Source organism: Arthrobacter sp. Soil761 (genome assembly GCF_001428325.1).
GTDB lineage: Bacteria > Actinomycetota > Actinomycetes > Actinomycetales > Micrococcaceae > Arthrobacter.
Genome location: NZ_LMSF01000031.1, coordinates 133981 through 146929 on the forward strand (window position 1 = coordinate 133981; position 12949 = coordinate 146929).

Genomic DNA, 12949 nt, shown 5'->3' on the forward strand with positions numbered 1-12949 from the left:
CTCTCACCTCCGAGCCCGTGGGGCTGGTGTTAGCGAAGGAGCCAGCCGCCATCGACGGGGATGACTGCCCCTGTTGTCTGAACCGCGTTGTCGCTTGCCAGCCATTGGACCGCGTTGGCGACTTCCTCAGCCGTTGATGGCCGCTTCGTCAGGGGCATCAGCTCGGGGAACCTCGATTGGATGTATTCATCATTTAGCGCGCGCTGCGCCATTCGTGTGTCCACGAGACCGGGGGAGACCATGTTCACCCGAATGCCACGGCGTGCACCTTCGTACGCCGCGGCCTCCAGAAGCGGGTGCATGCCTGCCTTGGCCACACGGTAGGCTGCCGTCAGGAAGTCTTCGTCGAGCCCTTTGGCCAGGGCAGAGCCGATCAGCACGATTGATGCGCCGTCCTCCGCGTATAGAAGGCAGGCGCGCAGGAACCGGAAGACCGAGGTCAGGTCCACCCGGATGACTTCTTCCCAGGCTTCGTCAGTGCATTTGCTGACGGGGCCATCGCCCAGTCGGCGACCGCTCATGCCGATTGTGTGCACGGCAATGGAGAATCCGCCGTCGGAGGCAAGTGTGCGGGCGACGTCCTCGGCCACGCCGGGTTCGGTGATGTCCTCGTCGGGGCGGTTCGAGGCGTGTACCCGGAGGCCGTCAGCCTGAAAGGATTTCACGCATGCCGCGCCGATCCCCCCGGTCCCGCCAACCACCCACGCCTGGGCGGTCATGCGCGCACCCGCAGAACGTCGGACTTCCGCTTGGCGTGCTCCAGGTAGGCGTTTTCGAACAGCTCTTCCGATGCTTCCTGTCCAACGATTTGCGCACCCGTGAGAACTGGAAGTTCAATACCCCGGTCTGCAAGCTTCTGCGCGGTGAGGACTTTGATGCTGTTGACGATGGCGACGTTCGCGACGGTGCTTACCGGGCCAACCTTGTTGGACCAGCCGTTGATGGTGACCGCTGCGTCACCCAGTGGCGTGCAGAGGTCGATGACGACGTCAGCATGGTCGCTGAGGACGGTCCCGGACGAGTGCGTGGCAGGCACAGTCTTGCTCTCAGTTCCCGAAGTGACAGCAATGACTTTGAGTCCCGCGGCTTTTGCCACCATGGCCGTTTCGACGGGGACAGCGTTGCGTCCGCTGGCGCTGAAGATCATGATCGCGTCGGTGGATCGAAGCTTGAAGTTGGACAGAATGACTTCAGCAAGGCCAGGAACACGTTCAATGAACATGGCTTGCCGCTGTCCGTTGGCGCCGGCAATCTCGGTGTGGAAGGTCATCGAAAGTTCAACGATGGGATGGAACCCTGGAAAGGAACCGTACCGGGGGAACATCTCCTCGACAGGGATACGGGAGTGTCCGGTGCCGAAGGTGTGGACGACACCTCCGCCGCCGATTGCATCGGCGGCAATCTGAGCTGCCTTTTCAAGGTTTTCCGATTGTTCGTTCTGAATGCGGTTCAGGACCACGATTGCTTCGTCAATCCACGTCATGGGGTATCTATTCCTTAGAGTGCTAGGTCTTGGCTGAAAAGTTGGTTTGATTGTTGTTCTGTCCTGATACCGGCGTACAAGGCAGCGCCCACCGACCCTGACTCCGGGCCGAGCTGAGCCTGGTGCAACGCGATGGGTCCCGTTACGGTGGCGCGCTCGCTCAGTGCCGCCTTCATCGAGGGGGCGATATGCCGGAAGGCACCCGACATTCCGCCACCGACAACGACACATGAGAGTTGCATGAGGACGCAGGCGGTTCCGGCGGCAAGACCCAAGTACCGGCCAATGTTCTCAAAGGCGGCCAGAGCCCAAGGATCTTTCATGTCTGCTGCCCGGCTTATGGATTCCGGCGTCAAAGCCGTGAGACCACGGTCGCCCAGGACCGACGTCAGCACGGGTGAGACGGATGTCAACGCCGCTCTCGTCATATGGCCGACCAAGGCCGAACCAGACGCTACGGTTTCGAGGCAGCCAATTCCGCCGCAGCCACAAATCTCTCCGGCCGCATCGATGTTAACGTGGCCCATCTCACCGATGGAATCGATTTCCCCGACCAGGACTTGTCCGTTCCGCGCGATGGCGCCGCCCACGCCCGTACCCAGCGTGAGGAAGAGAGCGTTCTTCTCCCCCCGTCCTGCTCCGATTATCAGCTCTGCATGACCGAAGGCCCGGGCATCGTTGAGGATGAAGACGGGCACTCCACTGGCGCTCTCTAACTCCGCCGCGATCGGAAAGTTCTTCCAGTTGCCCGGGATGTTCGGGATGAAGACTGTGGATTTTGTCCTGGTGTTGACGAGCCCCGGCAGGGCCAATCCGATGGCCGATGGTGCTGGATCCATGCTCGCGGTGAGGTCTTTAAGGAGATTGATAAGTACTCCTCCTCCCTCCCGTGGTGTTGGGACGTCCCCGCTGGCAACGACGTTGGCGTCTTCAACCAGCGACCATTTGACGCGTGTCCCACCGACGTCAATGCCAAGGAACCGGCCACGTGTAGTCATCGCGTCCCCTTCCTATCGGCTCGGGACCTGTTTGGTGTGAGTTCACGCGCCTCTCGGAGTGCGTTCACTGTCCGAAACCGCCGACATCGTTCAGACCAACCCTGTGGCCCGTTTCGGCTGCACGCACGGCGGCTTCGACGATGGCATGTCCGATGCGGGAAGTGGCTGCGGTCAGCGGCGAATCCAGTGGGCGGCCGGTCCTCAGGTGAGCAACAACATTTGCCAGCGCAGTTTTGTCCTCAAAGGCAATCTCATCAACGCTGACGTGCTCCGGGGCTGACCCGTTGCCCCTCGTCAGGGTTACCTCAACGTCGTAGTCCCAGGAAGTAATGCTCCCTGTGGTGCCGGTAATCACGAACCCGCACCGCGGGCTCGGCTGAAGATTCCACGGGTCGCTCAGGGTTCCCCACCGGGTTTCGAAGACAGAGAGGCCCGTGCCGTAGCGGGCGACCACCACGGACTGCTCGTCTACCTCAAGCCCTTCGGGAACGAACCAGTCGGCAGTGACCGCCTCGGGCAGGCCGCCATCACGGAACCAGGTGCCCAGGGTGACCCCATAGCCCAGATAGTCACGTAGGCTTCCGCCACCGGCCTCCTTCGCATAAAACCAGCTGGCGGCTTTATCCTCCGTGGTGGGGGAGGTCTCCACCTTTCCGTGGGTATGGAACAGCGGTCCGCGATTTCCGTCGTAAAAGTGGACAGCCTGAACCTCTCCAATGGAGCCCTCAGCGATCAGGCGTTTGGCTGTCCTGTGAGACGGCAGCCAGGCCAGAGGCCAATTTACCGTCAGCAGAGTGCCGTTGGCTTCGCTGCTGGTGATCATTCTGTCGACGGCGTCAAGAGAGTCTGCAAAGGGTTTCTCCAGAATCACATGAATTCCAGCGTCGGCCAGCACTTCGACCACATCAGCGTGGACAGCAGTGGTTGTACACACAAACGCGATGTGAGGATCTGTCGCGGAAATGAGGGCCTTTAGGTCCTTCAAACTGCCAAAACTAGGCACATGGAGGTCCAGGCTGCGTGCCACGTCATTGACTCGTACGAGGTCCTCTCCGATGAGACCAACCACTTCTGTCTCCGGGTGGTCGATCGCCGTCTGGAGCTGATCCCCGATATGCATGTGATCGAAGCCAACACCAATGACCCTCAAAGGACTTGTCACATTGATTCCTTACGTACTCGCGATTTTGCTCATGTGATATTTGTTATCTCAGATGTTGTACCTCGATGGTATGTGTGTCGTTTGGCGCTGTCAACGATGCGGCGCGGAAAGGAACGCGCCCTAGCGACACATTTGTGATCCGTTTCGCCAAGTGTCAATGAAGCCTTATGTCGTGCAGGTTACACGGCGGCGGGATTCGCGCGTGCCCAATCGGGCAGCCCCTAGAAACTGGGAAGGGGGGGGCGGGCCAAGGATTCCCACTAGAGGGTAGATCAGCGTCGCGACCGTCGGTGTAGTTGCCAGTGGCGCACCCCCCGGTTCGCCGCCCATTCCCGTTACTCATTGAAAGGCACCCATGCAGGTCCACTTAAGAAATGACCAACTCAGCGCAGTTATTGAGAGCAAGGGATCGGAGCTTGTCTCTCTCCAAAGGGGAGGGCAGGAGTTGCTGTGGGACGCGGGGCCCGAGTGGGCCCGCCACGCTCCTGTCCTTTTTCCCGTCATAGGCCGGGTTACAGACGACATGATCCTGCATAAGGGCCGACGTTATCCCATGAACCAGCATGGATTCGCTCGGGACCGTGACTTCACGACAGTTACTTCCACTCCCACTATGGCTCACTTTCATCTGGAGCACAGTCCACGGGCCGGGACGGAGTTTCCCTTCCCATTTTCGCTCGAAACGCGGTGGCACCTCGATGTTGGGCACTTGGTCCTGACGTTCACCCTGACAAATACCGGGGACACCCCTTTTCCGGCGGCCCTCGGGTGGCACCCCGCGTTTCGCACGCCGAGAAATCAGAGGTGGAAACTCCTCTTCGCACACGACGAAAAAGGACCAACGAGGCGAGTCAACGCCAGAGTTCAACTCACTCCCGAAAAGTACAACTCTCCGCTGGTGGGGACTGCACTGGATTTGAGCGAGGAACTGCTGGCTGGAGGAGCGATCATTTTCGAGTCACTTCGCAGCCGCGCTGTCCAGCTTGTCTCGGCTGAAGGGCCTCTGCTCACGATGCAGACTTCTGATGAGTTTCCCCACTTTGCTGTCTGGAAGAAGCCAGGGGCCGAATTCGTATGCCTGGAACCCTGGTCGGACCTGCCCTACCCTGACGGCGAAAGAGGCGATGTCTTCGCGTCTCCGGGGAAACTCCTGATGCCGGGCGCCAGGAAAGAATACACGTGCCGCGTGAGCCCGTACGCTGGGTAGCTCGATCGATCCTCGTTCACGCGAAAGCTCAATCTGGCAGCGCTGGTATTCATGAGCCAAAGATCCGGCAGCAATTCGGTAAGTGGCGACCTGGGGGTATGGACACATTCACCGAGGCGGCTAGCTGTGATCCTCAGGAGATGTTTTCCACTGGCCCGGCTCCGACGGTTGCGCGTGGCAGGGTAAGGGATACTAATGTTCCCTTTCCGGGGCTGCTGGAGATACTGATGGTTCCCTTGTGGTTTTCGATGATGGATTTGGTGATGGCCAGTCCAAGCCCTGCTCCGGGAATGGTGGAGGAGTGTACGTTGGCGGCCCGGAAGAACCGGGTGAACGCCTTGGACTGTTCTTCTTCGGTCATGCCAACACCGGTATCAGTGACGTGGCAGTAGAGCGTGTGGTCCTTGGCGCCGGCGGAGATGGTGACGGACCCGCCGTCGGGGGTGTATTTGATGGCGTTGGACACCAGGTTGTCGATGGCTTGGCCAATACGGTCGGGATCGAAGTTCCCGGTGAGCTGGGTGCCCGGTTCCACGTCGAGGGTGAGGGTGATGCCCGCCGCCCCGGCCCGGGGACAGGCGGCCTCGATGCTGTGGGCCAGGATTTCGGCGAGATCAGCCGGCCGGGGATTGGTGCTCAAGGCGTCGGTGGCGGTGGCCAGCAGGTCATCCACCAGGCCCAGCAGCCGCTGGGTGTTGCGGCGGATCACGGTGAGGTAGTCCTCCAGATCCGGTTCCAGATCCTCGTCCAGGGCCAGGGCCAGGTATCCAAGGATCGAGGTCAGCGGGGTCCGCAGCTCGTGGGAGACGCTGGAGACAAACTGGTCCTTGACCGCGAGGGCTTCCACCAGGGCTGTGACGTCCGTGAAGGCCATCACCGCGCCGCGCCGTTGCCCGTCGGGGGCTTTTATCAGGCGGCAAGTGGCGGAATAGGCGCGCTGGCTGGTGCCGCAGCCGATCCACAATAGCTCGTCCGTGAAGGCCTCACCCCTCGCGGCCCGGCTGCGGGGGCTTTCTTCCAGCGGGAGGGGAGTGGCCCGGTCCGGGCCGTAAATGGTGATCTCCGACGGGTTCTGTGCCAGCTTGTCCTTTTGGACGGCCCGGGTGACGTGGCTGCTGTACTGGTGATTGGTCAGGATGGGTTCGCCTTGGGGGTCGACCGCCGATACTGCGACGCTGACGGTGTCCAGGACGGTGCCGAGCAGCTGTTCCCGGTCCTGGCTGGCAGCAAGCAAGTCGCGCACCTCGGTTTCCCGTTGTTCCACGGTGCGCCGTTGGAATGAGATGACGTTGAAGGCCCCGTAGGTGGTCACTGCAATGGCTCCCAGGATGACGGGAAGCAGGACAATGCGGATAAAATCTGCCCGGTCGATGCCTGTGCCAAGGAGGACCGGCGGCAGGACCGCGCTGAGGATCGTTGCCACCACGGCGATGACGACGCCGATGCGGTGCCGGCCGGCGGCAAGCCAGACCACTGGAAACACGAGGAGATAGCCCAGCACGGTCAGGTACTGGCCCCCGGCTTCCCGGGTCACACCCACCGCCAGGCAATCCAGGAACGGAATGACCAATGTAGCCCATGTGGGAAATCGCTGCCAGGGAATCACGGCGCAGGCGCAAAGAAGCAGCAGGTGTGCGCCCATGCTGAGGATGAGCGGTGGCACCCAATCGATGGCTGGGTGTAGCAGGACCACCAGGACAGTGACCAGCAGCATCGTGATGGACAGCGGTAACTGGAAAAGTACTGTTCGGCCGCGGGGCCCCAACGCCCGGAAGTACCGTTCTGCCCCGAACAGAAGTGTCGTGTCCCCCATAAGGGCATTCAACCACACTGGCTGCGACGCCTCATTGATGCGTTTGTATGCGGGCGCCCCACGGGACTGACTTATCCCGGTGGTTGTAACTCCACGCCAGGAAGTAAAGAACGAGGGGACGCAGGACTTCACCGTTTTCATCGCGCTTCTGACGCTGTCTCCTTGTCGGCGCGGCAGAGAAGTGGAGCGCGGCGCCTCACTGCTGGACACCGAGCCCACAAGTAAGGCTACTTACTACTCCTGCGAGGAGTATACCCGCCGAGTTCGGGAAACAGCGCGGCATAGTCGGGACGCTGAGTGAGTAATAGTTTTGAATCCTCAAGTCACCGGAAAACGCCATCGTCGATGCAAGGGAACCAGCCCCATTTGCAGGCACTCCCCGAGCGACACCTGGCACGCGAAACTCGAAGCAACGATCGGCGTGGCGTCAGAATAGGCCGAAATTCCGTTTTCATGACAGTCGCTCATGAGGTTTTCAAATCCCACCCTGACAGTCGAATGGCAGGAAACCGAGGTGCGGTAGCCCGAGAATCATCGAAATAGGCCAAAGAATCGGGACTCGACGAGACTCGCATGCGGCAGGGAGCTTACGAAGGCCCCTCTTGCGGCTCGATAGGTGTCTGAGTACAAGACCCAAGCCCCACCGGCAGGGTGAATCCTCCCTTGTGAAACCGCCTTCACGTCAGGCTGGGGTGTACTGCGGAGAACAGTTTCAACGCGCTATCGCACACCAGTTATGTCCTCGCACGCATGGAAGAATTGGCATGCGCAGCATGTTCCATATCGTCAGGCTACTGAGTGGGGATGGGTAAGGCGACTGAAACGGTCACTTCATCGTTCTCGGTTATGAGAATCCGCCCTAGTCCATCGAGCCATACCCAGATGATCGATGCGTCCTCTGACACATCGTCTATGGTCCCAAGAGAGGGCATCGACTTCGGCCGCTGGACCACAATGCGATCCCCCGTGTTTAGGAAGACCCAGTCCTCCGTTCTCATAGGCGAGTCCAGGTTCGGCATTACACTCCTCCATCTGTTTGTGTTAGCAATTGCCGAAAACAACGCTTGGCATATGCGCGCTTTCGTTGCAGGATTCGACGCTGCTACACCCAGAGACTCGATGCGTTGACTGCCTTCTTCATATCCTCGTCACCTGGGCGTACGTGTAGGTGTCACCGCGTTCGCCGTCGGAGTAGCTGTCAACCCGTTCTCCATTGCTGGCCTCGACGTGCCGGTCCAGGGCGTCGTACGCCGCATTAAGCTCACCGGTCACAAATCTCTGGGGAACGGTGGATCGGACCAGTTCACTGCCTGGGTGGAGTCCTTGCTCCAGGTCAGCAGCTCCCGCGCCTTTTGACACAGTAAGCAGGCTGGTCAGCATTGAGTCGTCATACTTTGCAGCCGGTGACAGCTGTGCTCGCGCCGCTCCCGGGCTGGGCGGAAAGGCTGGCGGTTCGCTCAGCAGGGTTTTTCAAGGCATCGCCGTGTGGTTGATGGATGCTGACGCCGTGGTGCGCTGCGACATGGTTGGATTCTTTCGTTTTATCAATGAGGGCGCACCCACGATTTCGGCACCGTCGGCCAGGTTTTCCACGATGATCTGAGGTCAATGGCCCCGAGTAGTCTTGCAGGTGCCGTTTCAAGGAGTGAGTATTTCTGGAGATTGCCGCTGGATTTTGTCGGATCATGAGAGGTCCCACGGTGTTTCTTCGAGTTCTGCTGCGATATTTGCTGCTTCCCTGGAGTTGGGAGGGGTCAGCGGGGCCCTCACGGTGGCTCTGGGCAGTATCTTCTGGTGGTGGAGGATGTGTTTCGCTGACGCTGCTCCGGGGATGTGGCCCATTACGGCGCGAACGAGTGGAGCAAGGGCGAAATGCGTTTGTCGTGCCTGGGGCAGGTTTCCGTGGTCGACTGCGTTTATCAGTTCTCGGAACAGTTCAGGGGCGGCGTGGGCCGTGACGCTGACGAGTCCTGCAGCGCCGGCTGTGAGCCAGGGTAAGGCGAGAGCGTCGTCGCCTGCATAAACGGCGAGGTTGGTTTGGGCCATGATGATTGTCGTTGCAGTGAAGTCGGCTTTTGCGTCTTTGAGTGCGACGATGCGTGGGTTTTCAGCGAGCTGCCTCATGGTGTCTGTGCTTATTGCCGTTCCTGTGCGGCCTGGTATGTCGTAAAGCATCATGGGCAGTTCTGTTGCTGCCGCGATGCTGCTGAAGTGTTCAAACAAGCCGGATTGGGTGGGCTTGTTGAAGTATGGGGTTACGACGAGTTGACCGTCGGCGCCTGCTTTGGCCGCTCTTTGGGACATGGTGATGGACCGGGCGGTGTCGTTGGTTCCCGTACCGGCAATTACGCTTGCCGTGTCGCCGACTGTTTCCTTGACGACTCTGATGAGTTCCTCTTTTTCCCGTTCGTCCATGGTGGAGGCTTCACCGGCTGTGCCGCCGACCACCAAGCCATCGTTCCCTTTGCTAACGAGGTGGGCGGCGAGTTCCGCGGCCGTGGGAAGGTCCACCTTGCCCTCGGCGGTAAAGGGCGTCACCATGGCCGTGATGAGGCTGCCGAAGGGGCGGGCAGGAATTGATGGCGGTGGTGGTTCCGTTGGCACGGGTTAAGTCTCCATAACTGGTTGGGGCGGCACTATTGTCGTTTGGGCCCGCGTGCTCGCGTTCTTTGCCGGTCTTGGTTCAGAGCCGGTCGATGGTTTCCGCGGCGATACCAAAGGAGAGCGTCATGCCGATTCCGGAGGTAACTGTAATCGCGGTGGTTGTGGTATCGATGTCCTCGACGAGGAGTGACGTCAGCGGGCTGGAGGCATAGATTCCTTGCCAGCGCTGGGTCACGGTCAAGGACGCGCCGAGGACCTTCTCGATTTCGCGGACCAGTCGGGCGGTCATCCACTCGTCTTGGAAAGGAGCTATTGTCTGGCCGTAGACATGGCTGTCGCCGAGGAGCACTGTTCCGTCGGGCCTGCGGGTGAACATGACATTCGCGCCGATATCGATGAGTTCGGGGCTGTGGTTGTAGATTTCCTGCCGGACTGCGTCGGCCCCGGGCATGGTGGTAAATCCGTCGTAGCGGGTCATTGATGTACCGGTCAGCACAGCAGAGTCAAGGTTGTAGCCTCTCGGCGCGGGTGCCATGGCCATCTGCAGGGCGCAGCGCTGGACCTGGTACCGGGCGGCGAGATCCGGCAGCAGATAATCCAGGTCATGTCCGACGCATATGAGGACTTTGTCCGCCTGGAAGTCCCCGCGGGTGGTGCGCACGAGTCCGCCTTCCTGGATCTCGCTAACTGCTGTTCCCCAATGGATGGTGATCCCCTCCTGGTTCTGGAGCCAGCTGGCGATGTCGGGGGCGGCCGTGCGTGGATCAACCCGGAGGTCCGCCGGAAGGAACGCTCCGCCGCAGATCCCGGGATCGGGTGATCCGGCGGATGCGAGCCGGTCCTTTGTTTGATCTGCTGTCAGCAGTCGGACGCTGTCGTTGCCTCGTTTGTCGCTGAGCTGTTCGAGGACAGCCAGTTCGGTTTGGCTTCGGGCCACCACGAGGGCGCCGGCTTCGGGCGCCCAGAAACCGATGGCTTTGGCGGCGGCGAGCCAGCCCTCCCGGGACCTGTAGGCGGTATCAAGGTGTGGCCCGTCTTGGGCTGTGATACAGCAGTGGCCGAAGTTCCGGATGGAGGCTCCGTTGGGCTTGGCGTCGCGTTCTATGATCCGGACGTTGTAACCCTTTTGGTGTGCCTGAAATGCGTGGGCGAGGCCGATGATGCCGGCTCCGACGATGAGGAGGTCCGTGTGCTCGCCTTTGAGCGCAGGGGTGGGATCGGCGGTGTTCATTGGTCCTGCCTTTCTAAGAGTGGGTCGGGTGCTGAAGCGCGGCGCAGTGTTGAGTGGCCCTAGGGCCAGGCATGCATTTTTTGGAGCATCCCCACGAAGGCCTGCTCAACCGGGGTCAGTGATTGTCCGGCCATGCGGACCAGGGAAACGGGGCGGTGCCGGGGAGCCGGATGGATGTTGAGTCGTACGAGTTCGCCTGAGCGCAGGTCCGGTGCCACCACGTGCTCAGAGATGAGGGCGAGGCCAAGGCCCGCGCGGACGGATTCCCTGGCTGCTTCCGAGGTCCAGATGGTCCATTGCTCGGCCTGAGTCAGCTTCCACTCGGCGAGGGACTGGTCCTGGTCGAACCGCGTTGCGGAGCCGATTTCCCGGAGCAGGAACCGCTGGCCTTCCAGATCCCCGGGGGAGAGATCGCGTCCGGCCAGGGCGCTGGCCCTGCCTGCCACCAGCACCAGCGCGTCGTCGAAGATTACCGTCCCCTCCAGCTGCTCGTGGTCGATTTCGCCTGCGCAGATTGCCAGGCTCACCTCCCGGTTGATCAGCCACTCAGCAACTTTTTCGGTGTTGCCGACCCTCAGCTCGGTTCTCAATCCTTGGTTTTCGTTGAGGAAGCGGCTGATGGCCCGGGGGAGGAGATACGATCCAAGCGTGCTGGTTCCGGCGACTGAAAGTTTGCGGTCTTGTATGCCTTGGGCAGCTGCAACATCGGTATCCACTTGGTCCATGACCTCAAAGATTGCCCGGGCATGGTCGGCGAGGACCTGGCCTGCCGGTGTCAGTGATGCACCGGCAGGCCCTCTGTCCAGCAAGTGCGCTGCCAGGGAGGTCTCAAGGCTGCGTACATGTGCCGAAACCGAAGGTTGACTCATGTAGAGCCTGCGGGCTGCTGCCGAGAAGCTTCCGGTTTCGGCGACCGCGAGAAAGATTCGTAGGCCCTGAATGCTGAGGTTCATGACCACGAACCTAGCCGGAGCGTCTCATGCCGGGAAGCTGATGCACGCCGAACGCCATTCCATGTAGAAGTCCCAGGTTTCCGGTGAACATTCGGGTGCACCGTACTGGGAAAGTTTGGCGCCCATGTGCGGCATATGTGGCCACGCCCCGACGCCCGGGCGGTTGACGTGCAGCATGCCCGCCTCAAACCGGTCGAGCGCGTCGTAGATGTGGGCGCGGTTGTTGGTGAAGATCGTGCCGGACATGCCGTAGCGCACGGAATTGGAGATATCCATTGCATGGTCAAAGTTTTCGGCGTCGATCACGGCCAGGACGGGACCGAAAACTTCCTCAACGGCGAGTTCTGAGTCCGGTGCCACTTCGGTGAGGAGTGTCGGTTCCATGTAGTAACCGTGGGCCAGGTCGCCGGAGGTGGCGGCAGACCCGCCGGTGCGTACTACGGCGCCTTCGATGCGGGCTTGTTCTATGGCACGCACACAAGCGGTGAGCCGGTCCTCGTTCACCACAGGTCCAAGCCGCGTGCCGGCTTCGAACGGGTCACCGATGGTTAACTCAGAGGTTCTGCCCAGGACCTTGCCGACCAACTCTTCGCGTACCTTGCGCTCAACGACAACCCGGCTGGTGGCGCTGCAACGTTGCCCGGCCTGTCCGAAGGCGCCGTGGAGGATGGCGTCAGCTGCGAGGTCAAGGTTGGCGTCAGCTAAAACTATGAGGGCGTTTTTGCCTCCGAGTTCGAGCTGTGTTCTGGCCAACCGTGGCGCTGCAGCCGCCTGGATCGCCAGCCCGACTCCAAGGGATCCGGTGAAGGAGATGCCTTTGACATCCGGATGGTTGCTGAGCGTTTCGCCTGGTTCACGGTCGCCCTGAACCAGGTTCAGCACCCCAGGGGGTAGACCGGCTTCGGTGAAGATGTCCACGAGCAGGGCTGCTGTGTGGGGCGCCAGGGGGGAAGGCTTGAGGATGGCCGTGCAGCCCGAAAGCAAGGCGGGTGCCATTTTCCATACCGGGATGGCCAGTGGGAAATTCCAGGGGGTGATGAGGGCGACCACTCCGATGGGTTTCCTCCAGGTCAGCGCCATGCTCCTGGGCTCGTCTGCTGGAAGGGTCGCCCCAGACAGTCTCCGGCCTTCACCTGCGATGTAGCGCAGAATGTCGACGGCCCGCTGCGCTTCCCCGAGGGATTCACGGAGGCATTTTCCCTGTTCCCTGGTAACAGCACGGGCCAGTTCGTCCTTCCGTCGCGCCAGGATCTCTGCCGCGGTAAAGAGGATGTCACCGCGCTTGATGGTGCCCAGTGAGTCCCATTGCTGCCGTGCCTTTTCTGCGGCTCCGATGGCGTCCAGGGCGTCCTGGCTGGAGGAATCGGGGAAGTGGCCGATGAGGTCTCTGGTATCAGCCGGATTGTAGTTGGGGAAGGTTTTGCCCCCGGAAGCCGGCCGCCATTGGCCGTCTATGTAGTTGAGGTTCAACTCGAAGTCATTGAAGGTGTTCATTTTT

Annotated in this window: 11 protein-coding genes; 1 reads left to right on the top strand and 10 read right to left on the bottom strand. The window is 60.8% G+C overall.

Going from position 1 to position 12949, the window contains the following annotated elements; all coding sequences use genetic code 11:
• Positions 1 to 29: 29 nt before the first annotated feature.
• From ASG79_RS20965 to ASG79_RS20980, 4 genes are all read right to left on the bottom strand, one after another.
• Entirely contained in the window at positions 30 to 719 is a 690-nt protein-coding gene (locus tag ASG79_RS20965; RefSeq protein ID WP_056393782.1) for an SDR family NAD(P)-dependent oxidoreductase, read from the bottom strand.
• Positions 716 to 1483 carry a sugar isomerase domain-containing protein gene (locus ASG79_RS20970; RefSeq protein WP_056393784.1) on the bottom strand — a complete coding sequence of 256 codons (768 nt, stop codon included), beginning with the start codon at positions 1481 to 1483 and terminating at the stop codon, positions 716 to 718. The genes ASG79_RS20965 and ASG79_RS20970 overlap by 4 nt, the downstream gene beginning before the upstream one ends.
• A 14-nt stretch (positions 1484 to 1497) precedes the next feature.
• A complete protein-coding gene (locus tag ASG79_RS20975; RefSeq protein WP_056393786.1) occupies positions 1498 to 2481 on the bottom strand; it encodes an ROK family protein in 984 nt (327 codons plus the stop codon).
• Positions 2482 to 2545: 64 nt separating this feature from the next.
• Positions 2546 to 3643, bottom strand: coding sequence for a Gfo/Idh/MocA family protein (locus tag ASG79_RS20980; protein ID WP_200953213.1), 1098 nt, complete (start codon positions 3641 to 3643; stop codon positions 2546 to 2548).
• Positions 3644 to 3998: 355 nt separating this feature from the next.
• On the opposite strand from ASG79_RS20980, the gene ASG79_RS24515 reads away from it, so the two are divergent.
• A complete protein-coding gene (locus ASG79_RS24515) occupies positions 3999 to 4850 on the top strand; it encodes a hypothetical protein (RefSeq protein ID WP_056393790.1) in 852 nt (283 codons plus the stop codon).
• 133 nt (positions 4851 to 4983) lie between these two features.
• Here ASG79_RS24515 and ASG79_RS20990 read toward each other — a convergent pair whose 3' ends face one another.
• The 6 genes from ASG79_RS20990 to ASG79_RS21020 form a co-directional block, all read right to left on the bottom strand.
• Entirely contained in the window at positions 4984 to 6663 is a 1680-nt protein-coding gene (locus tag ASG79_RS20990) for a PAS domain-containing sensor histidine kinase (RefSeq protein WP_082581861.1), read from the bottom strand.
• Between the two features lie 1137 nt (positions 6664 to 7800).
• Positions 7801 to 7935, bottom strand: a complete 135-nt coding sequence (locus tag ASG79_RS24390) for a propionyl-CoA synthetase (RefSeq protein ID WP_162256840.1) — start codon at positions 7933 to 7935, stop codon at positions 7801 to 7803.
• A gap of 411 nt (positions 7936 to 8346) precedes the next feature.
• Positions 8347 to 9267, bottom strand: coding sequence for a 4-hydroxy-tetrahydrodipicolinate synthase (gene dapA / locus ASG79_RS21005; RefSeq protein WP_235509888.1), 921 nt, complete (start codon positions 9265 to 9267; stop codon positions 8347 to 8349).
• A gap of 79 nt (positions 9268 to 9346) precedes the next feature.
• Positions 9347 to 10498, bottom strand: coding sequence for a TIGR03364 family FAD-dependent oxidoreductase (locus tag ASG79_RS21010; protein ID WP_056393796.1), 1152 nt, complete (start codon positions 10496 to 10498; stop codon positions 9347 to 9349).
• A 59-nt stretch (positions 10499 to 10557) separates the two neighbouring features.
• Positions 10558 to 11451 carry a LysR family transcriptional regulator gene (locus ASG79_RS21015; protein WP_056393798.1) on the bottom strand — a complete coding sequence of 298 codons (894 nt, stop codon included), beginning with the start codon at positions 11449 to 11451 and terminating at the stop codon, positions 10558 to 10560.
• A 24-nt stretch (positions 11452 to 11475) separates the two neighbouring features.
• The gene (locus ASG79_RS21020; protein ID WP_056393800.1) at positions 11476 to 12945 is read right to left on the bottom strand and encodes an aldehyde dehydrogenase family protein; all 1470 of its coding nucleotides are present in this window, start codon (positions 12943 to 12945) and stop codon (positions 11476 to 11478) included.
• Between the last annotated feature and the right edge of the window lie 4 nt (positions 12946 to 12949).

Excerpts from the sequence above, each read along its gene's own strand:
- ASG79_RS20990 (WP_082581861.1), bottom strand. The coding sequence starts at position 6,663 with ATGGGGGACACGACACTTCTGTTCGGGGCAGAACGGTACTTCCGGGCG.
- ASG79_RS24515 (WP_056393790.1), top strand. The coding sequence starts at position 3,999 with ATGCAGGTCCACTTAAGAAATGACCAACTCAGCGCAGTTATTGAGAGC.
- ASG79_RS20965 (WP_056393782.1), bottom strand. The coding sequence starts at position 719 with ATGACCGCCCAGGCGTGGGTGGTTGGCGGGACCGGGGGGATCGGCGCG.
- ASG79_RS20970 (WP_056393784.1), bottom strand. The coding sequence starts at position 1,483 with ATGACGTGGATTGACGAAGCAATCGTGGTCCTGAACCGCATTCAGAAC.
- ASG79_RS20975 (WP_056393786.1), bottom strand. The coding sequence starts at position 2,481 with ATGACTACACGTGGCCGGTTCCTTGGCATTGACGTCGGTGGGACACGC.
- ASG79_RS21015 (WP_056393798.1), bottom strand. The coding sequence starts at position 11,451 with ATGAACCTCAGCATTCAGGGCCTACGAATCTTTCTCGCGGTCGCCGAA.
- ASG79_RS21010 (WP_056393796.1), bottom strand. The coding sequence starts at position 10,498 with ATGAACACCGCCGATCCCACCCCTGCGCTCAAAGGCGAGCACACGGAC.
- ASG79_RS21020 (WP_056393800.1), bottom strand. The coding sequence starts at position 12,945 with ATGAACACCTTCAATGACTTCGAGTTGAACCTCAACTACATAGACGGC.